Source organism: Vibrio brasiliensis LMG 20546 (assembly GCF_000189255.1).
In the GTDB taxonomy this organism is placed as follows: domain Bacteria; phylum Pseudomonadota; class Gammaproteobacteria; order Enterobacterales; family Vibrionaceae; genus Vibrio; species Vibrio brasiliensis.
In genome coordinates this window covers 43,990-67,797 of the sequence record NZ_AEVS01000081.1, presented here as the reverse complement: position 1 = coordinate 67,797, position 23,808 = coordinate 43,990, and the positions used below count along the sequence as shown (strand labels likewise).

Below are 23,808 nucleotides of genomic sequence, written 5' to 3'. Positions count from 1 at the left end.
CAAATAAGCAAAATATTATATGGTTTGCGTTAGCTTATTTAACCAAATCGTTTCTTGTATTGAGACGGAGAGATGCCTTGTAGGCGGGAGAAAGTATGGGTGAAAGTGCTTTGACCAGAGAATCCAGTAAACTCTGCCACTTGTCCCAGAGTAAGATTGCCCTGTTCTATTAGTAGCTTAGCCATATCAATACGCTTACCTAACACATATTGATGTGGGGTAATGCCCATTTGCTCTTTAAACAGAGAATGAAACTGGCTTTCGCCTAAGAAAACACTACCAGCCAGTTGCATCACTGATATTTTTTGGCTCATGTGCTGTTCGATGTAACGATCTATCGCTTCTAAATCGAAGCGTGACTCTTTGCGGCTGGTTTCAAAAGCGGACATATGACGCTGTAACAGCGCCACAACCGTATCATTGCACGCACGGCTTAGCAGTAAGTCATCGGGGTTAGAATGCATCTCAGCAACCAGCATCTGAATCAATTTCTGGATCTGACTGTTAAGCTGAAAGTAAGTCTCTTTTTGATTAAGGTCGTTAAGCCGCTGCATCATCAGCGCATCTGAGGAAGATGGCATTGGCATATTGAGCACCAGAATGTCCGACTGCCCAACGACACCACCAAAAGCATGTCCAGAGCCAGAAGTCACCACACACCCTTGACCAGGACCTACCATATTACCGTGGCCACTGACTTCAAACTCTGCCTGTCCACGCAGACCAATCACTACCTGCGTATAGTCGTGTTCATGACATTCCATGTACGACGGCAAGGTAACCAACTGAGCTGGCTTAGGTGACAATTCTTTGGCAGTGGTCGATTCACTTAGCGGCTTTTTAGATGATGACATAAACAAACACAGTCAAATAACATGATCGATAGGCCATCATATACCAGAAGTGATGTAACTCGAAAATTGTATTCTCTAAGTATAAAAGAGGTTGCATTCTTCTTTGATAAATTCAACATCAACGCAACTAACAACTGTTGAAAATATCGTCATTTGTCATACTGGAAGAATGATCAAGTGCACATAAATTACGGCTTATGTCACTTCTATCGATTTTCGTCATTCCTGATCGAGAATCTTTGCTTGCATATTTCTTCAATCAGCCCAAAATGGATGTAGTAACTCCTAAGTTTATCTCGATTTATGATAAGCTTAGGTAATTCGCTCTAGAAGTAGAGTGAATTAAAAGGAAGAAATAGACCTTTTCAAGGCACCTTTGCAATGGACTGTCAAAAGTTTGTCTTTTTTTCTATCTAAAGTGACATATTTCAATGATATGCACTAAGTTTGACTATTTTTTATTGGTTATTAAACGTTAATTGTTGCAGGGACTTATGATCATACGTCGCATCCCAGCGCTTTTGCTTGCGCTAAGCCCTCTTTGGGTTTCGACTTCGATTTTTGCGGAAGAAAATGTACAGGGTGATCCTGTTTCCGAGATCGAAGTAAAGTTAGAAAATAAAGAAGCGGAAATGGGCACTATGGCTGCGGAGTTTAACTCTGAAGCTGACAGTCTCCAACAACTTCAAAACGAAAAAAGTAAGCTTAAACGCAGTGAGCAAGAACTCAATGCTAAGCGTAATCGCACTAAATCGGCACTGGACAAACAGTATAACCGTCTTTTAGATGATCCAGACATCGACTTAGTCTCATTCCAAAAAGCGTATCAAGACGCATGGAGTGAAGTGAAAGAGAACCAGTCTGCGCTGTTGGAAAACCAGCAGGCAATCACTGAGAGCGAAATGCGCCTTTCACAAATCAAACAGAAACAAGCGCGCCTTAACTCAGAACTGTCTTACTTGCAGGAGCAGAAAGTCGAAGCTCGAGTTAAGCGTATAGCTGCAGAATTGCGTGAAAGTGATGTACTTGAGACAAGTTACAAGACAACTTGTTCATCGACGATGACTTTAGGTGAATGTACTAGCCAAGGCCAGTACCTGACTAAGCAAAAAGCAGTAAAAGCATTCAAAGCGAAACTGATGGATCGTCTGACTGAATCAAACCTGGCGAAGCAAAATTCAAAAGGGGTTCAACTTAACGTCCATGTTCAAGAGAGCCAAATCATTCGCTCTGGTTTTGAAGGTAACAACAGCTACTTCACGCAAATGCAATCACAACTGCAAGCGCGTCCAGAAGCATCAGCGGCATGTAAACTGCTTAACGTTTCTACTCGTTACTGTTTAAAGGGCAGTGAAGAAGAGAAAACAACAAAGAAAGATAAAAACTGGGTGAACGTAACCGTTCGCTCAGATCAGTACGATGATTCTGTCGTTATCAATGGTATCAACTACGGTAGTACGCCAGTTGAAGTGGTTCTTCCACGCGGCCAGCATCAAGTTACTGTGTCGAAAAATGGTTTTCAGACATATAATCGTGTGATCACTGTCAATGCTAATGACACGGTTTGGGTTAAGCTACGTCCAAATGGATAACGGCTAAAATACCAACCGGATTCACAAAGATGAGCTAAAACGCCATTTTGATCCTAAGTTATCAACGTATAACTTAAGACAAGATGGCGTTTTCGTTTAAAATACCCAATTAATCAATAATTAGATGTAGAAGAAAGACGATGCGTTCAGGTTTATCAATCCTTTTGTTAGCATTATCTCCTTGTTTACTAATGTCTCCGGCTCACGCCGAGGAAGGCAAGATGTCGTTGCTACAAATCGACGACAAACTGTTTGGTAAACATGATGAGTTAAAGTCTGCACAACAAGCCTCCGACGAGCAACAGGCTCAATTTAACAAACAGCAAGCTGAGTTGACGTCTCTTCAACAAACGGCGAAAACACTTGATAACGCGTTTGCTAGTGCAAAAAGCAAGCTCGAAACTGATTATCAACGCATGATTGATGATCCAAACGTTGATCTGGCTGCATCACAAAAGTCCTATCAAGAAGCCTGGTCTTCAGTAAAGCAGAACCAGAAAGCGCGCCTCGCTGCCGAACAAAAACTGGAAGAAGAAAAAGCGCTGCTTGCGACTCGCAAAGCTGAAGTAGATGCGATTAAACTCGCCATTGCTGAGCTAGACGAGCATAAAGTCCGCGCTCGCGTTGACCAGCTCAAACTAGAATTGCAACAGCCGCAGAAGCTTTCAGTAAGTTTCACCAATCGCTGTCAGGCTTCACTGACTCTGGCGCAATGTGACCAACAGACTAAAGAACTAGCGCTACAAAAAGCCGTTAAGCAATTTAGAAATGAAATTGTTGACCACACTAGCGAAAGCTCACTGGTTAAACGCAATATCAATGATGTTGCCCTCAACATCCACGTAGTAAAACATACCACGACAGAACAAGGCTTTTACGATGGCGTTCGCTATCGAACATTAATGGACGTTGAGCTGGAAGCTCGTCCAAAAGAGAGAGTCGCTTGTGAACTACTACAAGTGGATAACCAATACTGTTTTGCTCCGGGCTCAATTGACAACCACTTCCAGGATGATCAGGAGATCGCCTGGGTAACGCTGGCGATTCGCTCTAACCAATACAACGACAAAGTGACCATAGATGGTGTTTCCTACGGCAGCACGCCAGTAGAAATCATGCTACCTATCGGCCTCCACGACATCACAGTTAAGAAAGACGGTTACAAGTCATACAGCCAGCAACTGACTGTCAATGCTGATACCTCGCTGCGTGCTGTATTGACTGAAAAAGCCAATCCACTGCGTGCTGGTGCCAAGTTTGCAGATGGTCTGGCAAGCAGCGGTCACGCTCCAGAGCTAGTAACGATTCTTCAAGGCACCTACTACACAGGCGAAAACGCATCGAATCAGGTTGCCCTTGATCATGCTTTCGGAATTGGTGCTACTCCCGTCACGGTAAGTCAGTTCGCAACTTTCGTCGAGCAGACCAACTACCAGACCGATGCTGAGCTGAAAAACACCTGTACGACACTCGCGGAAGGCGAAGTAACGCCTATCGCAAACAGCAGTTGGCGTGATCCGGGCTTCAAACAGTACCCTAACTCTCCTGTGGTCTGTGTCAGCCAGAACGATGCGGTTTCTTACACTAACTGGCTACGTAAACAGACTGGCGCCTCATACCGCCTACCGACTGAGGAAGAGTGGGAGATAGCCGCACGAGCTGGTAGTCAGGATAAATACTGGTGGGGTAACGAGTTCGCGCCAGGTGAAGCCAATACCGGCTGGAGCGGTACACCGTGGTCAAATATTAGTACTGCACCTGTCAGCGCCTTCCAACCAAACCAGTTGGGTATCTACGATAGCGTAGGTAACGTTTGGCAATGGACAAGCAGCCCGAGAGGTGTCGCTAAAGGCGGTGCATGGAACTTCTCACCGGATATGGCAGCGGCTGATAAACAGCTATACCTCTCTCCTTTCTCTGCGGCAAACTATCTTGGTTTCCGGGTAGTTAGAGACATCAACTAGCTTTTTAAGGGGGGATTTCCCCCCTTTTTATATAATTCCCTTCATATACACTCAATATTGAGTTGGATTTAGCCATCCATCTCGGTATCAATTGATACGTCTATGCTCAGTAATTTACTGAGTTCATAGAACCTCTTCTACACGTCGACAAGATTTATTCTTGTGTTTGCCAGTCATCGTATGATGTCTGGCATTTTTTATGTCGTACATGGCGTATGCCTTTGATATCATACCCACCCTGTTTAGTAAGAAGTTTTTTTAAGTGAACGAGCAGCAAGTCTCTTTATTCAGCCAGTTACCCGGCTACTGGGGATGCAAAGACCTCAATTCTGTATTTGTTTATGCTAACACCGCTTATGCCAAATTAATCGGCTTCAATGAATCTCAAGACTGTATCGGTCTGACTGATTTCCAAATGCCTAGCCCTACTACTCGTTGTGCTGCAGATTTCGTTAAGCAAGATCGATATGTAATAGAAAACAATACCGCGCTAAGAATTCTCGATATTCACCCTTACCCCGACGGCAGTTGGCGTGCACATATTTTCACCAAGACACCTTGGCTGGATGACGCCGGAGAGGTTCAGGGAACGATTTTCTACGGCCAAGAGCTGTCTGACACAGCGATTTTAGAAGTCGGGCACTGGATATGCCGTGCAACAGGTGTATCAGCCGAAGAAAACCTGGTGGCTGACACACTTAATGCGACCAGATTTGATCATAAGCTGACCAATAGAGAGTCGGAGGCATTGTTTTTACTGCTATATGGTAAGAAGCCCCACTATATCGCTAAGGTAATGAACATCTCGATCAAAACCTTAGAAAGCTATGTCGCTCGATTGAGAGTGAAGTTTGGTGCTCACTCAAAGGCGCAGCTGATTGATATGGCTCTGGAACAAGGCTTTGGTTCACACATTCCAAAGACCTTACTAAAGACACAAATTTCTATTGCCCTACATAATGAATACGCCGCATAAAGCGGCGTATTTTTTTATGGAGCTAAACGGTCGATATGCCACTCTTCGGCATCTTTGGAGAAAAGGAATCGGTCGTGCAAACGATGCTCGCCTCCCTGCCAAAACTCGATACTCTGCGGCTTGATACGGAAACCACCCCAGAAGCTCGGTACAGGAATCTCACCTTGTTCGAACTTTTTCTTTAATTCTAAAAACTTCCCTTCCAGTACTCCACGAGCACTAATACGGCTGCTCTGCTTACTGGCAATCGCCGCTAACTGGCTCGCTTTAGGACGAGAAGAAAAATACTTCATGTTCTCGACCGCTGACAGTTTTTCAGCCACACCTGTGATGTGTACTTGTCGCTCTAATGGGTGCCATGGGAAATGGAGACTCACCTTCGAGTTCGCTTCAATCTGTTGCGCTTTGCGGCTGCCCAGGTTGGTGTAGAAGATGAAACCATTCTGATCGACATCTTTCAGCAGCACAATACGCTGAAAAGGCTGGCCCGATTCATCAACCGTCGCGACCGTCATTGCAGTCGGGTCAGTGAGTCCAGCGTCAATCGCCTGCTTAAGCCAAAAGTCAAACTGAGCAATCGGATCAGCAAGTAAATCTTTTCTGCGCAAGCCACCTTTGGTGTATTCACGACGAATATCTTCAAGTTCCATCTTTTCTCCTCGGCGAAATTTTTTTGTCGATTGTGCGCTCTTAATAACAAGAACTCAAGCCCATAGCGTTGGATAACGCTACACTCTATACAAACTATTGATTAAATCATCGCTATATATCAATTACGGGAACAAAACTGACAGCAAATCCTTAACATTTAGCGCAATGAATAATAAAATCAACCAAATAACTCCATTTTACAAGGATCACCAATGAGTAAGAGCAGTTATAACAAACTTACTCCTAACGAGCTGGATTACGTTGATGATAAGACAGCTGCACTGTTGCTAAATACCCCGAGCAGCGCTCGTATTATGCTTTGGGTAATGGTGATCTTTTTTGTGCTTGCCGGACTTTGGGCATCATGGGCGGAGATTGACAAAGTAACAGTCGGACAGGGAAAAGTTGTTCCGTCATCACAAATTCAGGTTGTGCAGAACCTTGAAGGTGGCTTGGTTAAAGAGATTCTGGTCCGCGAAGGTCAAAAAGTCGAAAAGGGCCAGCAATTGCTGCTGATCGATGATACCCGTTTCCGTTCCGACTATCGTGAAAGAGAACAGCAGGTCGCCAACTTAACGGCGAGTGTTCTTCAACTTTCCGCGTCGATTACCAGTGTCGAAATCAATGAAGACTTCGATGAAAAGAACTGGCAGAGAAACGTCCAGCTCAACTTCAATAAACTCGCGTTTCCACCAACGTTAAACGAACTTCAACCGAACCTGGTTGCTCGTCAGCGTGCAGAATATCGCCAGGACCTCAACAACCTTCGCAACCAAATCTCTCTGATTGATCAGCAGGTAAAACAGAAGCAACAGGACTTGGTTGAGATTCAGGCGCGAATTAAAAACCTGCGCGAAAGCTACCGCTTTGCCAAGAAAGAGCTGGATATCACCCAGCCACTAGCCGAAGAAGGCGTTGTCCCTCGTATTGAGCTCCTGAAGCTACAACGTCAGGTGAACGATACTCGTCGTGAGCTGACATCCAGCGAGCTGAAAATGCCGGTACTTAAGTCTGCGATCCGAGAAGCGATGCTTAGCCGCATTGATGCTGCGCAGAAATTCCGTTCAGAACAGCAAGAGAAACTCAATCAGGCACAAGATAAGTTGTCATCAATGACAGAGTCGACGGTTGGTCTAGAGGACAGAGTAAATCGTACCATCGTCACCTCGCCAGTAACAGGTACGGTTAAGACCCTCAACGTCAACACCGTTGGCGGCGTAATTCAGCCAGGTATGGATATCGTCGAGATTGTTCCAAGTGAAGATACCTTGCTGGTTGAAGCCAAGATAGCTCCCCAAGACATCGCATTCCTACGCCCGGAACTGCACACCATCGTCAAGTTCAGTGCCTATGACTTTACCAAGTACGGTGGTCTCGAGGGAACTCTGGAACATATTAGTGCCGATACCACTACCGATGAGGAAGGAAACAGCTTTTATCTGGTTCGCGTACGCACCAAGGAAACCAGTCTTGATAAGGACAATTCATTACCTATCATCCCCGGTATGACGGCTTCAGTAGACATCATTACAGGTAAGCGCACCATCCTGGAGTACCTGTTAAAGCCGATCCTCAGCGCGCAGAACAACGCACTCAAGGAATAAATTTATGCTTGATCACGCAAGGACATTCGCTTGAAAGCTCACTTCATCATGAAGTCAGCGATAGCACTTACGTTGCTATTATTGGCATCAACTACCTCGTTTGCTCTTAACACACAAGAGCAACGTTGGGTTGATGCTGTGCGTAAAACCTATGGTGACCGCGCCGGACGACGCGTGGAAACATGGCGCAAAGAGATGGCCCAGTATAAGTCTCTACCCGAGCGCCAGAAGCTTACTCAGGTAAATAACTTCTTCAACCAGCTCAATTTCGTCAATGACATCAACTTATGGGGCCGCAATGACTATTGGGCAACGCCTCTTGAGTTTCTAGGCAGTAATGCGGGCGACTGTGAAGACTTCACTATCGCTAAGTACTTTTCGCTGCTTGAGCTAGGCGTCTCTGACAAAAAACTACGCTTAGTGTACGTAAAAGCCATCGAGCTTAATCAATTCCATATGGTTCTCGCTTACTACTCAAAGCCAAGCGCAGAGCCGATACTATTAGATAATATCAATCCAGAAATAAAACGAGCTTCAACGCGACGAGATCTGTTACCTATCTACAGTTTCAACGGTAAGAACTTGTGGTTAATGAAGTCGAAAAAAGGACAACTCGCGGGTAAATCATCTAGGTTAAGCCTTTGGAATGACCTACGCGCTCGTGAGAAATCGCTCAAACTTAACAAACCCATAGTTAACTATGATGAGTAGGCAATATGACGTTATATAAACAACTTGTCGCGGGCATGATTGCGGTTATTTTGATGTTATTGATCTCGGTGTTTATCATCGAGTTCAATACCACGAGAAGTAACCTCATTCAGCAACAACGCTCAGAGGTGAACAACACCATCAACACCGTCGGCTTAGCTTTAGCCCCTTATCTGGAAAACAAAGATCAGGTGGCGGTAGAGTCGGTCATTAATGCACTATTCGATGGCAGTAGCTACTCGATTGTGCGACTGATCTTCCTCGATACAGGGGATGAAATTCTCCGCTCGTACCCGATAAAGCCGAACAATGTGCCTAAGTGGTTCACCAACCTGAACTTGTTTGAAAAAATCCATGATCGCCGAGTCGTTACCAGCGGCTGGATGCAACTGGCAGAAGTTGAAATTGTTAGCCACCCTGGGGACGCCTACACCCAGCTATGGCTCGCATTTGAACGTCTGGTCATTGCATTCTGTATCATCATGCTCATCGGCTTGTTCTCAATCTCGTTTATTCTCAAACGTGCATTACGTCCTTTGCAACTGATCGTCAACAAGATGGAACAGGTCGCCAAGAACCAATTTGGCGAACCACTACCGCGTCCTGCAACTCAGGATTTGATTTATGTCGTCGACGGCATTAATAGTATGTCAGCTCAACTTGAGAAATCATTCCAGGCGCAAGCGAAAGAAGCTCAGCAACTTCGTGAGCGTGCCTACATCGATCCTGTATCTCAATTGGGTAACCGTGCTTACTACATGAGCCAGCTTAACTCCTGGATTGGCGAAGGTGGTATTGGTGGTGTCGCTATTCTGGAAGCGAGCTTTATCCGCGAGCTGTATGACGACAAGGGCTATGAAGCCGGCGATGGTATGGTCCGCGAACTGGCGGATCACTTGAAAGTATCCCTTTCTTCACCAAACGTTACTCTGGCACGTATCTCGACTGAAGAGTTCGGCTTTATCTTGCCAAACACCGAAGACTCAGACCTGAAACTGATCGCAGAAAGCATTGTCACTTACGTTCAGGACATCAATGCTGATCCAACAGGTATGGCGACATCGAATCTGGCACTGGGTGTGGTGTACAACAAGGCATCCACCAGCTCTTCTGAACTGCTGACCATGCTGGATAACGCGCTTGCGACCGCTAAGTCGAACCCTGAACTAAGTTACGGCTACGTCACCGGCGAACAAAATGAAGGGCTAATGGGTAAACAGCAATGGAAGAATCTGGTTGAAGAAGCGATCAGCAATGACTGGTTCAGCTTCCGCTTCCAGGCAGCCAACGATAGCTGGGGGCAGGCTTACCATCGTGAGGTGTTCTCTGCTATTGAGAAAGACGGTGAACGTTACAGTGCTAACCAATACCTGTTCGCCCTGGAGCAGCTCAATGCCAGCCACCTATTTGACGAATACGTTATTGAGTCGATTGTTAAACGACTGGAAGAAAATGAATTTGAAGAACCAGTTGCGATCAACATTGCCCAAAGCAGTATTTCGCAGCCAAGCTTTATTCGTTGGGTAACGCAGTTACTCAACAAGCACAACACTGTCGCTTCACTACTGCACTTTGAAATCCCGGAAAACTGCTTTATTAACTCGCCGCACCATACAGCGCTGTTCTGTAATGCGGTGCGTGCAGCTGGTGCTGACTTTGGTGTCGATAACTATGGCCGTAACTTCCAGTCTCTCGACTACATCAATGAGTTCCGCCCGGCTTATGTTAAGCTTGATTACCTGTACACCCACCACCTTGACGATGAGAAACAGAAATTTACTCTGACTTCTATCTCAAGAACGGCGCACAACCTGGGCATTAAGACGATTGCATCACGTGTCGAAACTCAGACTCAGCTAGATTTCTTATCTGAACACTTTATAGAAGTCTTCCAAGGCTTTATCGTAGATAAATAACACTTTAAAAGGTATAGCATGCAGGATCCGCTATTAAACTCGCTTATCTACGTCAGTCGATACTACGGTTTAGCAAACTCTCCAGAGGCTCTCATCAACGGCTTACCGCTTTCAGACGGTAAGCTGACCCCTTTCCTTTTTCCACGTTCTGCTGAACGTGCCGGGCTGGTTGCGAAAGAGAACCGTGCTGCACTGACTGAGATTTCTCAGTTAGTGCTGCCGGTAGTACTCATTCTGAAAAGTGGTGATGCTTGTGTACTCAACAGCATCAATGATGACAAAACTGAGGCAGAAATCGTCACTGGTGAATCTGGTTTAGTACCAATATCAATTCCTCTCGATGAGCTGAATCAGCTCTATATTGGCCGTTACTTTCTGGTTAAAAAGCAGTTCCGTTATGACGAGCGTTCGCCAGAGGTACTTAAGACCCGCGAAGGTCACTGGTTCTGGGGCACGATCTGGCAATCGAAAAAGATCTATCGCGATGTACTTATCGCCTCAATTCTGATCAACTTATTCGCCATCGCCGCGCCGATGTTTACTCGTTTGGTCTACGACAAAGTCGTGCCTAACCTAGCCTTTGAAACCCTGTGGGTTTTGGCCAGCGGTATCTTTGTCATCTTCTTGTTTGACTTAACACTCAAGTTACTGCGCAGCTACTTTATTGATGTAGCCGGTAAGAAATCCGACATACTGATCTCCTCGAAACTGTTCAGCAAGGTCATGGGAATTCGAATGGAAGCTCGTCCTGCTTCTGTCGGTGCCTTCGCACGACATTTGCAGGAGTTTGAATCGATTCGTGAGTTCTTTACTTCGGCGACTATCGGCTCTTTGATTGACCTGCCTTTCGCGATTCTGTTCCTGATCTTGATCTGGTTAATGGCCGGCAACTTGGTGATCGTGCCTATCGTCGGTGTATTGATTCTGGTTGTTTACTCACTACTGATCCAGGGTCCGCTTCGACACACCATTGAAGAAGGCTCACGCTTAGCGTCGCAGAAGTATGCCAACCTGATTGAGAGTTTGTCTGGCTTAGAAACGGTCAAACTGTTTGGTGCACAAAGCCAGTTCCAGTTCCGCTGGGAAGAAGCAGTGGCTCACATGGCGAACTGGAACATTAAGAGTCGCCGTATTACAGATGGCATCCAAAATACCGCTGGTTTCGTTCAGCAGGCATCCAACGTCGGTATGATCATTCTCGGCGTCTACCTGATTGCTGAAGGTGAACTCACTATGGGTGGCCTGATTGCTGCGACCATGCTGAGTGGCCGCGCCATCGGTCCTATGGTTCAGCTTTCACTACTTTCCACTCGATACAATCAGGCTAAGTCATCGATGACCATCATCGAGCAGGTGATGTCGATGCCAGATGAGCAGGAAGAAGGAAAACGCTACATCCACCGTCCGATTGTGCATGGCAAGATTGAACTGGATAAGGTGACGTTCCACTATCCAGACTCTCCAATTGCCTCGATACGTGACTTAAGCCTGACCATTAACCCAGGTGAAAAAGTAGCGATCATCGGCCGTATCGGCTCAGGTAAAACCACTCTTGAACGTTTGATTATGGGTCTCTACAAACCAACTGAAGGCCATGTACGTATTGACGATACCGATATTGACCAGCTTCATCATATCGACATTCGCCGCAACATTGGTTGTGTGCCGCAAGACAGTCAGCTGTTCTATGGCAGTATTCGAGACAACATTACGCTTGGCCGTCCACTAGCGGATGACCGTGATGTTCTCGATGCAGCGAACCGTGCTGGTGTTACCGTGTTTACTCAGCAGGATCCTGCCGGTTTAGAGAGACAAGTAGGTGAAGGTGGTATGTTGCTATCTGGCGGTCAACGTCAGGCAGTAGCCATTGCCCGTTCGCTGCTCGGTCGTCCCCCAGTATTGCTGATGGATGAACCAACCAGCGCAATGGATAACCGCTCTGAGATGCATATCAAGCAGCAACTAGCTCAGCTAAAACCAAGCGAAACCCTAATCTTGATAACCCATAAGACCTCGATGCTTGATGTGGTTGATCGCGTTATCGTCATGGAAAAAGGGTGTGTTATTGCTGATGGTCCGAAATCAGATGTGCTCAATAATCTAAAACAAGGCAAAGTAAGGGCGGTTAACTAATCCGCAGAACCTGACTACTGACAACAAACCAAAGCCATTCGGTCTCCCGAATGGCTTTTTTGTTTATGCCCGATGATTAATATGGAATGCCAAAGAGTCCATAAATGTACACTAGCCAACTCTGGAACATTGGTGGATACGGCGATTTGATAGTCATAGTAACCGAATCAGTCGTTGACACTTCACCATCGCTGACCGTAACAGAAAAGGTAACTTCTTTATCAATAATAGCCAAAGGTGCAGTAAAGGTTGCTGACTCATTTGTCATACTGACACTAACACCTAGATTGCTCGGTATTTGCCATTGATAAGACAGTTGGTCACCATCCGGATCGTGAGCGGAAAGGTTAATCACGACTCTCTGACTGAACCAGGCCCTATCAGGCGCAGTCAGCTCAACAACAGGCGCTTGGTTTTGTGCTGGTGGCGGATTAACCGTGATACTTACTGTATCAACGCCCACTTCTCCCTGGTCATCTGTGACCGATAACTGGAAGGTAAGTGTTTCAGTTTGCGTAACAGCATCCAGCGTAACACTCGGCGTCGCACTGCCTGATCCATTCAATGACGCAGGTGTTCCGGAAATCTGAGTCCAGTTGTAATCAGTAATCGAGCCATCACTATCACTCGAACCACTGCCATCAAGCGTGATGGTCGCAGGACCTGTTACTGTCGCATCCAAACCTGCATCAGCAATCGGAGCCTGATTTTCCTCAACGAGATTGTCATCGGCAGCTAAGCCTTCATGCATAGCATTGAGAATGTCACCATTATCCGCATCGATTTCCCACGAGAACAGACCAGCAAGCCCTAACTGACGCACATACTGGCCTTTAGCCTGAACAGAACGAGGATCGTCAAATGTCACCAACTGACCTGATGTTGGATTCCATACCCAAGGTGCTTCTGCTTGTTCATCGTAGCCATATTGAAAACCATTAATACCAGTGTTATCAGCTCCAAGCATAAAGGTTTTGATGCCTTTATAGTCGATAACGCCCGGTTCCCACACCCCTTGGGCAGTGGTGCCAGTTAAAGGACCGCTACCAACGCCTGTCATTGGATCATTAGGATTCGAAAGTGTATCGGGGGTGACGCCTTCCCAACCACGACCATACATTGCAGCACCTAGCACTAACTTGTTAGCTGGGACACCCTGTGCCAACAGTAGTTGAATGCCATTTTCTGCCGTATATGCAGGGCCTTGGTACGCTTCACCATTTTCATCAACACCACTACCGTCACACTCGCCCGGACGCATAAAGCTGCCACAACCGAGCGCTGTTTGGTGACCAAGGATATTGTTCCAAGCACCATAGAAGTCGTAGGACATCGCGAAAATATAATCGAGATACTGAGCGGCATCGGCATAGTTAACATCTTCTAGTTTGTCATAACCTACTCCAATAGCAGAAGTTAGCTCATACGTTCGTCCGGTCTCTGCTTCCAGCTGATCTAACATTGCACGCAACTCTTGCACTAACGCGACATATGCATCGCCATCATTGTCCGGGTCGCCCAACGTTTCCGACGCACCACCACCACCGGGGAACTCCCAGTCAATGTCAACGCCATCATAGAATTTCCAGGTTTTTAAGAAGCGTTTAACGGATGCGACGAAGGTGTCGCGATTCGCCTTGGTGGTAAAGTCGAAGAATGGATCAGACAGTGTCCAACCACCAATTGAAGGAATAATTTTAAGGTCAGGGTTGCGCTGTTTTAGCGCCATAAGCATGCCATAGTTACCCTTAATCTCAGAACTCGCATTCTGTCCTGCCTGACTAAATAGTTTCTGGTAAGCAGCCCATGGATCATGCACCACGACTTCATAGTCGTTCACTCCCTGACAAGCAGCCATTAACGCAGAATAACTATTTGAGTTGGCGGCCATTAATGAGCCATTAGGGCCACAAATTGGGATAAAACCATAAAGAACATGGCTAAGATTGTCAGCTGGTAACTTGTCTACGGTGAAATCACGACCATAGATACCCCATTCAACAAAGTAACTTCCGACGACAGTGTCAGGGTCGGTATCATAAGACTGGTTATTTGGGTCAACGTTTAGGGACAGAGGAGCTAAATGCGCTCCATCAGTATCCTCAATAACAAGTTCTCTCGTGGCACTTTCACTACACCCTGAAGAGTCACACGCTTCCACACTGACTTGATAGCGCCCACCCTGCGCGTAGTTAAAAACAGCAACTGTCTGCGAGCTGCTTATCGGCCCTGTCGCAACTTGGTTACCATCGAAATATATCTTGTAAGTGTCTCCTGTTTGCCCAGCAGCTTGGTTAAAAGCTATGGTGATTGGGATCTGTTCATTGTACTGAACCATCTGGTTGTAACCTGCGGGGCCCCCCATCGACAATTCAATCTTCGAATACTTGAGGTTATTGGAACCTCCAACATCAATATCCGGAGTGACAGGTGATGCTACCGATAGCCCTGAAATTACTAAAGCGATGCTCGCGGCACACAAAGTAATACGATTCATACCTATTTTCTCTCTTTCCCTTAGTGACTAGCCTAAAAGCTAGAATTCAACCTGCTCAACTTGAGCATCGCTAACACTATTTAGGACACTTTCTTTTCTGTGTAAAAAAATCGCGGCGGTTCTAGAGTCAAGGTCAAGGATTAATAATTCGTTCTCATTTTCAGGTATCATAAACAATGATATTGAGCTCAATTCCTCACTAAGCAATACTAATAAATCAAGCTCTAATTAATTGAAAAATATAAAATTATCATTTGGGCAAAAATGGTCAGGTAAAGATATAGCGTTATTTAGACCTGCTATAAATACAACAAAGCCACTCGGTTGCCCAAGTGGCTTTGGCTAGTTAGCTATGTTTTAAGATAGTTATTGTGCAGAGCAGTCAGCGATACCGACTTGTTTCCACACACCCCATTCACCTGAGTTTAGTGGGTTCTCTCCAATGTTTGCATACCATTTGTTTTCCCACACATAACCTTCCCATACTACCTGAGTACCTGGGTTTGGATAAGGAATGGTCGCATCCCACAAGTTGTCACACTGACCACCAGTGCCCGTTGAGGCAGCGACGACAACCGTGCTTGATGCAGCCGTCGTAGCCTGACCATCACTAACCGAGACAGTGAATATCAATGAAGTATCCTGGCTATACTCTGGCGCAATAAAGCTCACTGACGCTCCGTTGATCGTCGCCTCCAGACCCGCTGGGATTTGCCAGCTGTAAGTAAGAGGATCATTATCCGCATCTGTTGCTGAGGCGGTAATTTGCACAAGATCACCCTGACTTGCATTGGCAGGTGCCGAAACTTCTACTACAGGAGCTTGGTTTTCAACTGGCTGGTCGGCTGGATTAACAGTGACATTGACGGTATCAGTGGCGACCGCACCCTCGTTGTCAGTAACGCTCAATTGGAATGAAAGTGTTTCAGCTTGAGTTACTTCAACAACATCGAAGCTTACTAAAGCAGAGGCGGCTCCGCTCAGGCTGACAGACGTACCCGCCGTCTGTGTCCACTGGTAACTAACAATGCTGCCATCACTATCACTAGAAGCACTGCCATCAAGTGTCACACTTGCAGGACCAACAACCGTGACATCCGCTCCGGCGCGAGCAATTGGATTGCGATTGTCAGGCGTGACACTACCATCAGCCAGACCCTCATGCATTGCGTTTAAGATATCACCATTATCTGCATCCAGTTCCCAAGAGAAAAGACCAGCAAGACCAAGTTGACGTACATAGTTGCCTTTAGCAATCACAGAACGCGAATCATCAAAAGTAATTAACTTGCCAGTACTTGGGTTCCATACCCACGGTGCTTGTGCTTGATCATCATAACCATACTGGAAGCCATTAATACCAGTATTATCCGCACCCAGCATGTAAGACTTAATGCCTTTGTAATCAATCACACCCGCTTCCCAGACGCCTTGAGCAGTAGTGCCTGTCAGAGGGCCGCTACCTGTACCTGTCATTGGGTCGGTTGGATCGGACAAGGTATCCGGAGTTACACCATCCCAACCACGGCCATACATCGCCGCACCTAGCACAAGTTTGTTAGCTGGAACACCCTGCGCCAACAGTGCCTGAATACCATTGTCTGCAGTGTATGCCGGACCTTTGTATGCTTCACCAGTCTCATCAACACCGCTACCATCACACTGGCCCGGGCGCATAAATGTGCCACAGTAAAGGGCCGTCTGATGTCCTGGAACATTGTTCCAACCACCATAGAAGTCATAGGTCATGGCAAAGATGTAATCCATGTATTGAATTGCATTGCCATAATCGACGTCTTCAATCTTATCGTAACCAACACCAATAGCAGACGTCAGTTCATAAGTGCGTCCGGTCTCCGCTTCCAGCTCATCAAGCATAACGCGCAGTTCCTGCATCAACGCAATGTAAGCTGGGCCATCATTCACCGGGTCACCTTTATCTGCTGCAGCGCCGCCACCGCCTGGGAATTCCCAGTCAATATCAACACCATCATAGAACTTCCATGTTTTCAGGAAGCGTTTTACAGAGGCGACAAAAGTGTCACGGTTAGCCTTGGTGGTAAAATCGAAAAATGGGTCAGAAAGTGTCCAACCACCAATTGAAGGGATAATCTTGAGATCTGGGTTACGCTGCTTAAGCGCCATTAGCATGCCATAGTTACCCTTAATTGGCGTGCTGTATTCATGCCCAGCCTGAGTAAAGCTTTTCTGATATGCAGCCCAAGGGTCGTGAATGACAACTTCATAATCAGACATACCCTGACAAGCGGTGGTCAGCGCTTGGAAACTGTTTCCGCCTACCGCTTTAAGTGACTCATTCGGGCCACAAATTGGGATAAATCCGTAAAGAATGTGAGTAAGGTTATCCGCTGGAATATTATCTACGGTGAAGTCTCGACCATAAATACCCCACTCTACAAAGTAAGTACCGACTACGGTATTAGGGTCGGTATTATAAGACTTGTTATTCGCATCAATGTTCATCTGCAACGGAGCTAAATGAGCGCCATCAGTATCAGCAATAACGATCTCTGCAGGGTCACTGGTGCTACATACTGTAGCGTCACATGCTTCAACGGTAAGCTGGTAACGTCCTGCTTGGCTATAGGTGAAGCTAGCAACAGTTTGTGCGCCATTAATAGGGCCAGTCGCTACTTGTTGACCATCAAAGTAGATCTTATAAGTGTCACCCGTAACACTGCTACTCCACTGGTTAAACTTAATAGCGATGTCGACCTGTTCGCTATATTGGACCATCTGGTCATAGCCAGAAGTGGTTTCCATTGCTAATTGAATTTTCGAAAACTGAAGATCATTCGAACCATTTTTATCTACTATCGGCACTGCAGGCGCAGCCACAGCGATGCCCGATATCGCCAACGCGATACTCGCAGCACACAGAGTTATACGATTCATAACTATTTCTCTCATTACTCGTTTTAATCCCTAAAACCAAAGTTCAATCTGTTCTCCTACAAATGAGGGAACATCCCGACAAGTATTTAAGAAACTTTCTTCATGGAGAAAAAGAATAGCCACTAATTTCGAGTCAACATGTGAAATTATTTAGTTGTTATCACGTTGTTACATCACAAAGAAGATATTGACTCAAATTTTGGCCAGGAAGCAGCAAGTAGCGAAAGAAGGATTCTGTAGGAAAAATCACAGATTATATATCTATCAATTAGCAAAAGATTAAAATATAGCACTGCAAAATCAAAAAGAGATCAAGCAGTGCTATCTTACTCATCGATGATGATTATTTAGACTTAAAACGTGCCGTGAAATGACGAAGAACAGGAGGCTCATAGTCAAAGGTTAGTCCTTTTAACTCGTGCGCTCGCTCTTTCAATGCGATGATTGCATCAGCGATGTAATCCATATGATCGTTAGTGTAGACACGTCTTGGAATAGTCAAACGCATTAGCTCAAGCTCAGACGCTTTCTGTTCTCCTGTCTCTGGATCACGGCCAAGCAGCAACGAGCCAATTTCCACTGCTCGAATTCCTGCTTCAAGATACAGTGCATTACACAGGACCTGAGCAGGGAACTCATTTGCAGGGATATGAGGAAGAATCTTCGCCGCATCAACGAATACTGCATGGCCGCCCGTCGGGTACTGAATTGGAATGCCACCTTCTCTTAGTCGCTCACCTAAGTACTCGACCTGACTGATACGGTAATGTAGATAGTCTTCATCCGCGCCTTCATACAATCCGCGAGCCAGTGCTTCCATATCACGGCCAGCCATACCACCGTAAGTCACAAAGCCTTCCATTGGAACACAGCGAGTACGAACTGCCTGGAAAAGCTCTTCATGATCACGAATACAGCACAAGCCGCCAATATTAACCATAGGGTCTTTTTTAGCGGACATAGTGAGCATGTCGCCGTACTGGTACATTTCACGAATGATTTCCAGAATCGACTTATCCTGATAACCCTCTTCTCGTTGCTTGATGAAATAAGCATTTTCACAGTATCGCGCTGAGTCTATAACCACTGGAATATCATTCTTAGTCGCGATCTCATACACTGCACGCATATTCGCCATCGACACTGGCTGACCACCGGAGCTATTACAGGTCACTGTGGTGATAATCGCACAGATGTTTTCCGAACCGTGCTCTTCAATCGTCGCTTCCAGCCTCTCAAGATCGAAGTTGCCTTTCCAGTCGTAAGGGGTTGTGGTGTCAAACGCATGCTTATCAACCACATTAATTGCCTTACCACCATTTAGCTCGATATGACCTGCGGTAGTATCAAAGTGATAGTTAGAGATAAAGACAGGATCTTTACCACCACGCACCGTTTTCATACGCTCGATAAGTGCAGGGAACAAGATCTGTTCCGCGCCACGCCCTTGGTGTGCAGGAACCGTTAGCTTGTAACCAAAGAAGTGCTCCACCGCCGCACACAAATTGTAGTAGTTACGGCTACCAGCGTACGACTCGTCGCCCATCATTAAGCCCGCCCACTGGTTGTCACTCATCGCACCTGTTCCAGAGTCTGTTAACAAGTCAATATAGACATCGTCACTTCTGAGCAAAAATGGGTTTAAACCCGCCTCATTAAGCGCTTCGACGCGATCGTCGTAAGTGGTCATCTTGATTGGTTCAACCATTTTGATGCGGAAAGGTTCTGGGATACGTTTCATTGTTAATTTCCTATAGATAGATCTGTTCTGTTCGCGGCTATTTAGTTAGCGCGAATGGTTTAATTTAGATGTACTAGCCTAGGTGCGAATGCACCTGAGAAAATTAACGAGACGTTGACTCTTTGTTGAGCAGGGATAGGGTGTAATCAATGCTATACCATGGCGACAACACTAATCTGTTGTCTAACATTTTACTACATACCACAGCGTCATCCTCCTGATTCATTGAACACAGATTTAATTATAGTCCTAATTGGTCAAAAATTACCGTGAAACATAGCTCAAATTTATCAATTCGCCACTCTCTAGTTAGAGGATGATTAAGCTTTGATGAATTTTTCAAACTTCTCACATTTGTATATTGAAATCATGCGGTGAGCTAGGCAATCTCATAGGGGATAAGCGCCTGTTTACTAGGAAACAAAAATGAAAATTAAAACAACACCTGTTGCTGCTGTGATGTTAGGGCTCAGCGCAACAGCAGCTGCGGATGTCACTATTGCCATCCCAGACACAATCGACGTCTTGGTGGTAAATGACAGCAAACCAGAGGTTTCTGGTGGTTTCTTCTCAGCAAACAAAACTCTGACCCTACCAGACGGTGAAAACCAGATCCTATTTAAGTACCAGCCATATTTCGACCAGGGCAAAGACCGCGTTATTCTGGAAAGTGATCCTCTTGTAGGCACATTCTCTGCTAGTGATACTGCGTTAGAGTTTGAATTGCCAAAATATCGTAACGAACATGACGGAGCTAAGCAGATCCGCGAAGTGGAATGGTCACTACTTGATAACAGCGGGAAGCCTATCGCAGTGAAACAAGACAAGCTTGTTAAAGATGGGATGCAGATAGGACGTAACCATAGAATCGAACTGGCGGATTACAACCGTAGAGGTGGTATTGCGGCGGTCGCCACAGCAACTGCAGCCGTCGTTCCTGTGACCTTACCGGCTAAGATCGATCAAAATACGACTAAAGCTGGCGATAACACCGCCGAAGAGATGCTGCATTTTTGGTACAGCAAGGCTGACGCAGCAACCCAAGCTCGTTTCAAAGCCTTCATCAACCAACAATAATCACATCCGAGCTAGCAGTTATGCGACTGCTGGCTCGAAGTATTGCTGCCCAATAGAGATTCGATAACACTCATTCGCATTCGCCACCAGGCAATCAAACACTTGCTGATCTAACTTACCATTTTCGACCAAATCACCAATAATGCTGATCGCGTTATCCAGAGGTAAACCGGCTCGGTAAGGTCTCGACTGCGTTAACGCCTGAAATACGTCCGCCACTGCGACTAACCGGCTTGGTCCATCCAAACTTTCCGCTGTCAGTCCAAGAGGGTAGCCAGTTCCATCAAGACGCTCATGGTGATTAGACGCCCACTGAATCACTTTCGAATTGGTAAACATACTCTGTAAAGCGTGTCTGGAATCGGTCGCATGGCGTTTAATACAAGCGTACTCTTCATCGGTTAACGCGCTCGGTTTATGTAAAATCGAACTTGGCGTTTTAAGCTTACCAATATCATGAATCAGACCAGCAAGATAAAGTGTGCGGCTGGTTTTTTCTGAGTAACCCAACTTTCGAGCTAAAAACTCGGTCAGTTGAGCAACATGCTGCGAGTGTTGGTAGGTAAATGAACTCTTTGCATCAACGATCTGGGCGAACAGTTCAGCGACTTCGATTGATCCTTCCAAACCAATCTCGCTGGCAAAACATGGCATATGCAAAAAGTTATTCGACAGACTCTCAATATATCTCGCTTCCATCGAAAACCAGAAATCATCACATACGACCAGCTCAGCCATATGATGAACCTGCTCAGGCTCAAACATAGATCCAGCATTAGTCTCTAATTCACGTAAAATTCGCTGTTTACCCACGTCAGTAATATTACCAAACGCATCGAGGGCGTTTTTACTATGCAGGTAGTCCAACCGATCAGACAGAAAAATCAAAGCGGCGTATTGCTTATCTTGTTCACTGACGACATCAAGTTCAGCTAACTCTTGCCACCAGGTGTGATGGTATAGGATCGGAGTGGCAAGATCGCTAAGATGGCGACAAGCTTTTAATAGCTCGTAGCCTCTTACACAGTGATTTTCGGTACTACGTGGAACAAATTTCTCTAAAAGCTGTGCACCCTCAGCCGTATCAGATACACCACAATCATGGATTAAGCCGAGAGAGAAAACCGTCTGAGCCCTCTCTTCGCTCCACCCTAGTCGCTGCGCACATCGATAGGCAATGTAAGCAACCCTATGGCCATGATAAATATCGTCTACTCCAACCGCGTCCAGTGCATAAGCTATTTCAAATAATACGCGACGCAAATCAACGTTCACGTCTTCCTTGGGCAATTTCATTCGAACACTTAAAACTAATTATAAATATTTTTTATCGTACGAGGGTAAACTAAAGATGTAGCTTCTAACCATGTTTTATGAAAGGTTATTAACAGATCTGTGACTTGTGCAACGTAGTGCATTATTTTCGTGCCAGAAATAAAATTTTATTTCAGTCTTGCTATGTAGCCATCACCTTTTAACTCTGATAGCGTTAGTTCAAACCGTTATGCAAGTGAGATAGTATGTTTAGCCTTAAAATTGATGATGAGATTTCTATCGCTCTAGTCCAAGAATCATTCGCCGTAAAATACGCTGCTATAGTCCAGGACCAGATAGACTACCTATCCCAGTGGTTAGCCTGGCCTGTTCACTGCAATCGTGAACAAGATTTCAGGCTGTTTGTTCAACGTGTCCTGCACGAGTATGCCGACGGCAAGTCAATGACCTGCGCAATCATTTATAACGGTGAACTGGTCGGTAACTGTAGCTATAACCGCATCAATTATGATACCCAGTGTGCAGAAATTGGTTATTGGATCTCTAAACATCAGCAAGGCAAAGGAATCGTAACCCGAGTGGTGAAATTCCTCATCACTCATGCCTTTGAACAACTCAAACTAGAGAAAGTACAACTGTCTGCCGCAGTGGAAAATCTACCGAGTCGTCAGGTTGCCGAAAGGGCAGGAATGACCTTAGAGGGAATACTCACTAATCAGGAAAAAGTAGGCGACCGTATTCTTGACCATGCTATCTATGGCATCCAAAAAAACCGTACGCTATAGGCTTGATAACGAGCACATTTTTACCCGCAATCTCATGGATTTATAGCGATATGTGCTAGCATTGCTGTCGCTATAAATCCCAGAGATCGAAATCATGCCCACATTCGCCAAGTTGCTACTGGTCCTCGCCGCTATAGGCAGTGGATTCTTTGCCAGCGACCTAATTAATTGGTATCAAGCAACTCAGCAGCAAGTCTCACTTGATCAATACTGTTTGCTAACAACACAAAGTTGCCAGCAGGGTGATGTCATCATTCAGGTCGACAAAGATACCAGTCAGCCTCTAGTCCCAACGCAAATCGAAGTATCGTGGCCACAATCTGACAGCGATCATCTGCTAATGACTTTGCAAGGCTATGAGATGGATATGGGTACCGTCGTATTTAAGCTAGACAAGAACCCGCAAGGAAATTTCTCCGGACAGGTTATTCTGCCAGTCTGTACTACTGACGCCATGACCTGGTATGGCTCAGTGAGTGATAACAGCGAATCAATCAAAACTTCAATAAGGATGGAACGATGAGCCGAAATTGGTCGTTAATCTTAGTCGTCGCATTTGTGTTGGGCTTTGGCCTTAAAACTTATCTCGATCAACAACCACAATCGACGTCCGGTGAACAGCAATCATCTGATGTTGTTTTGTTTGGTGAGAACAACCAGCCAGTCAATCTTTTTGATGATCAGGATTCGCGTATTCGCGTGGTCTATTTTGGATTCACTCGTTGTCCAGACGTTTGTCCAACCTCTTTGGCTATGCTCGCAGGAGCATTGAATCAGGTCGATGAGCAGACGAAAAGTCACTTCCGCCCTGTGTTTATCTCACTCGATCCAGAGCGTGATGCGGCGGCTGATTCATACAAATACGCTCAATACTTTCACCCTATGATTGAAGGGCTTTCTGCGCCGCTAGAAGTGACAACTCCTCTTGCGCACAAGTACGGCGTCATATTCCGTAAGACAGAATTAGAAAACTCTGAGCTCAAGTACACCCTTGATCACAGCTCCTATTTTTATTTCTTAAAACCAGATGGCACATTGATTACTAAAGTGCCACACACACTGACACCAGCTCCGCTGGTCGAAGCATTTAAAACTGTTACATCAGAAGGATAGTTA

17 protein-coding genes are annotated in these 23,808 nt (G+C 45.7%); 11 read left to right on the top strand and 6 right to left on the bottom strand.

Annotation, left to right across the window (positions count from 1 at the left end):
• Window positions 1–38 precede the first annotated feature (38 nt).
• Window positions 39–854, bottom strand: a complete 816-nt coding sequence (locus RH46_RS15865; RefSeq protein ID WP_006880527.1) for an AraC family transcriptional regulator — start codon at window positions 852–854, stop codon at window positions 39–41.
• Between the two features lie 494 nt (window positions 855–1,348).
• Here RH46_RS15865 and RH46_RS15860 point away from each other — a divergent pair, with 494 nt between their 5' ends.
• From RH46_RS15860 to RH46_RS15850, 3 genes are all read left to right on the top strand, one after another.
• Window positions 1,349–2,446 (top strand): PEGA domain-containing protein, encoded by a 1,098-nt coding sequence (locus RH46_RS15860; protein ID WP_006880526.1) that lies wholly within the window; start codon window positions 1,349–1,351, stop codon window positions 2,444–2,446.
• A gap of 140 nt (window positions 2,447–2,586) precedes the next feature.
• Window positions 2,587–4,410: an SUMF1/EgtB/PvdO family nonheme iron enzyme gene (locus RH46_RS15855; protein ID WP_040896018.1), complete on the top strand. Its 1,824-nt coding sequence runs from the start codon at window positions 2,587–2,589 to the stop codon at window positions 4,408–4,410.
• A gap of 262 nt (window positions 4,411–4,672) precedes the next feature.
• The gene (locus RH46_RS15850; RefSeq protein WP_006880524.1) at window positions 4,673–5,386 is read left to right on the top strand and encodes a helix-turn-helix transcriptional regulator; all 714 of its coding nucleotides are present in this window, start codon (window positions 4,673–4,675) and stop codon (window positions 5,384–5,386) included.
• A 14-nt stretch (window positions 5,387–5,400) separates the two neighbouring features.
• On the opposite strand, the gene pdxH is transcribed toward RH46_RS15850, so the two are convergent.
• Window positions 5,401–6,036 (bottom strand): pyridoxamine 5'-phosphate oxidase, encoded by a 636-nt coding sequence (pdxH, locus tag RH46_RS15845; protein ID WP_006880523.1) that lies wholly within the window; start codon window positions 6,034–6,036, stop codon window positions 5,401–5,403.
• A gap of 213 nt (window positions 6,037–6,249) precedes the next feature.
• On the opposite strand from pdxH, the gene RH46_RS15840 reads away from it, so the two are divergent.
• The 4 genes from RH46_RS15840 to RH46_RS15825 are packed head-to-tail and all read left to right on the top strand — an operon-like array spanning window position 6,250 to window position 12,401.
• Window positions 6,250–7,641 (top strand): HlyD family type I secretion periplasmic adaptor subunit, encoded by a 1,392-nt coding sequence (locus RH46_RS15840; protein ID WP_006880522.1) that lies wholly within the window; start codon window positions 6,250–6,252, stop codon window positions 7,639–7,641.
• A 48-nt stretch (window positions 7,642–7,689) separates the two neighbouring features.
• A complete protein-coding gene (locus RH46_RS15835) occupies window positions 7,690–8,352 on the top strand; it encodes a transglutaminase-like cysteine peptidase (protein ID WP_040896042.1) in 663 nt (220 codons plus the stop codon).
• 5 nt (window positions 8,353–8,357) lie between these two features.
• Window positions 8,358–10,268 (top strand): bifunctional diguanylate cyclase/phosphodiesterase, encoded by a 1,911-nt coding sequence (locus RH46_RS15830; protein WP_006880520.1) that lies wholly within the window; start codon window positions 8,358–8,360, stop codon window positions 10,266–10,268.
• An 18-nt stretch (window positions 10,269–10,286) separates the two neighbouring features.
• Window positions 10,287–12,401: a type I secretion system permease/ATPase gene (locus RH46_RS15825; protein WP_006880519.1), complete on the top strand. Its 2,115-nt coding sequence runs from the start codon at window positions 10,287–10,289 to the stop codon at window positions 12,399–12,401.
• A 76-nt stretch (window positions 12,402–12,477) separates the two neighbouring features.
• Here the strand turns inward: RH46_RS15825 and RH46_RS15820 are convergent, their stop codons facing one another.
• The 3 genes from RH46_RS15820 to RH46_RS15810 form a co-directional block, all read right to left on the bottom strand.
• Window positions 12,478–14,898 (bottom strand): glycosyl hydrolase family 18 protein, encoded by a 2,421-nt coding sequence (locus tag RH46_RS15820; RefSeq protein WP_006880518.1) that lies wholly within the window; start codon window positions 14,896–14,898, stop codon window positions 12,478–12,480.
• Between the two features lie 366 nt (window positions 14,899–15,264).
• Window positions 15,265–17,814, bottom strand: coding sequence for a glycosyl hydrolase family 18 protein (locus tag RH46_RS15815; protein ID WP_006880516.1), 2,550 nt, complete (start codon window positions 17,812–17,814; stop codon window positions 15,265–15,267).
• Window positions 17,815–18,157: 343 nt separating this feature from the next.
• Window positions 18,158–19,555 carry a tryptophanase gene (locus RH46_RS15810; protein WP_006880515.1) on the bottom strand — a complete coding sequence of 466 codons (1,398 nt, stop codon included), beginning with the start codon at window positions 19,553–19,555 and terminating at the stop codon, window positions 18,158–18,160.
• Window positions 19,556–19,981: 426 nt separating this feature from the next.
• Here RH46_RS15810 and RH46_RS15805 point away from each other — a divergent pair, with 426 nt between their 5' ends.
• A complete protein-coding gene (locus RH46_RS15805; protein WP_006880514.1) occupies window positions 19,982–20,632 on the top strand; it encodes a DUF2057 family protein in 651 nt (216 codons plus the stop codon).
• An 18-nt stretch (window positions 20,633–20,650) separates the two neighbouring features.
• Here the strand turns inward: RH46_RS15805 and RH46_RS15800 are convergent, their stop codons facing one another.
• The gene (locus RH46_RS15800) at window positions 20,651–21,928 is read right to left on the bottom strand and encodes an HD-GYP domain-containing protein (protein WP_040896016.1); all 1,278 of its coding nucleotides are present in this window, start codon (window positions 21,926–21,928) and stop codon (window positions 20,651–20,653) included.
• Window positions 21,929–22,152: 224 nt separating this feature from the next.
• Between RH46_RS15800 and RH46_RS15795 the strand changes: the two genes are divergently transcribed.
• The 3 genes from RH46_RS15795 to RH46_RS15785 all read left to right on the top strand — a co-directional run bounded on the left by RH46_RS15795 (window position 22,153) and on the right by RH46_RS15785 (window position 23,805).
• The gene (locus RH46_RS15795; RefSeq protein WP_006880512.1) at window positions 22,153–22,692 is read left to right on the top strand and encodes a GNAT family N-acetyltransferase; all 540 of its coding nucleotides are present in this window, start codon (window positions 22,153–22,155) and stop codon (window positions 22,690–22,692) included.
• A 94-nt stretch (window positions 22,693–22,786) separates the two neighbouring features.
• Complete coding sequence (locus RH46_RS15790) at window positions 22,787–23,215, top strand: hypothetical protein (RefSeq protein ID WP_006880511.1); 429 nt, start codon at window positions 22,787–22,789, stop codon at window positions 23,213–23,215.
• Window positions 23,212–23,805, top strand: coding sequence for an SCO family protein (locus tag RH46_RS15785; protein ID WP_006880510.1), 594 nt, complete (start codon window positions 23,212–23,214; stop codon window positions 23,803–23,805). The genes RH46_RS15790 and RH46_RS15785 overlap by 4 nt, the downstream gene beginning before the upstream one ends.
• The last annotated feature ends 3 nt before the right edge of the window (window positions 23,806–23,808 follow it).

Coding starts and splice junctions, on each gene's coding strand:
- RH46_RS15865 (WP_006880527.1), bottom strand. CDS start 854: ATGTCATCATCTAAAAAGCCGCTAAGTGAATCGACCACTGCCAAAGAA.
- RH46_RS15860 (WP_006880526.1), top strand. CDS start 1,349: ATGATCATACGTCGCATCCCAGCGCTTTTGCTTGCGCTAAGCCCTCTT.
- RH46_RS15855 (WP_040896018.1), top strand. CDS start 2,587: ATGCGTTCAGGTTTATCAATCCTTTTGTTAGCATTATCTCCTTGTTTA.
- pdxH (WP_006880523.1), bottom strand. CDS start 6,036: ATGGAACTTGAAGATATTCGTCGTGAATACACCAAAGGTGGCTTGCGC.
- RH46_RS15840 (WP_006880522.1), top strand. CDS start 6,250: ATGAGTAAGAGCAGTTATAACAAACTTACTCCTAACGAGCTGGATTAC.
- RH46_RS15835 (WP_040896042.1), top strand. CDS start 7,690: ATGAAGTCAGCGATAGCACTTACGTTGCTATTATTGGCATCAACTACC.
- RH46_RS15830 (WP_006880520.1), top strand. CDS start 8,358: ATGACGTTATATAAACAACTTGTCGCGGGCATGATTGCGGTTATTTTG.
- RH46_RS15825 (WP_006880519.1), top strand. CDS start 10,287: ATGCAGGATCCGCTATTAAACTCGCTTATCTACGTCAGTCGATACTAC.
- RH46_RS15820 (WP_006880518.1), bottom strand. CDS start 14,898: ATGAATCGTATTACTTTGTGTGCCGCGAGCATCGCTTTAGTAATTTCA.
- RH46_RS15815 (WP_006880516.1), bottom strand. CDS start 17,814: ATGAATCGTATAACTCTGTGTGCTGCGAGTATCGCGTTGGCGATATCG.
- RH46_RS15810 (WP_006880515.1), bottom strand. CDS start 19,555: ATGAAACGTATCCCAGAACCTTTCCGCATCAAAATGGTTGAACCAATC.
- RH46_RS15805 (WP_006880514.1), top strand. CDS start 19,982: ATGAAAATTAAAACAACACCTGTTGCTGCTGTGATGTTAGGGCTCAGC.
- RH46_RS15800 (WP_040896016.1), bottom strand. CDS start 21,928: ATGAAATTGCCCAAGGAAGACGTGAACGTTGATTTGCGTCGCGTATTA.
- RH46_RS15795 (WP_006880512.1), top strand. CDS start 22,153: ATGTTTAGCCTTAAAATTGATGATGAGATTTCTATCGCTCTAGTCCAA.
- RH46_RS15790 (WP_006880511.1), top strand. CDS start 22,787: ATGCCCACATTCGCCAAGTTGCTACTGGTCCTCGCCGCTATAGGCAGT.
- RH46_RS15785 (WP_006880510.1), top strand. CDS start 23,212: ATGAGCCGAAATTGGTCGTTAATCTTAGTCGTCGCATTTGTGTTGGGC.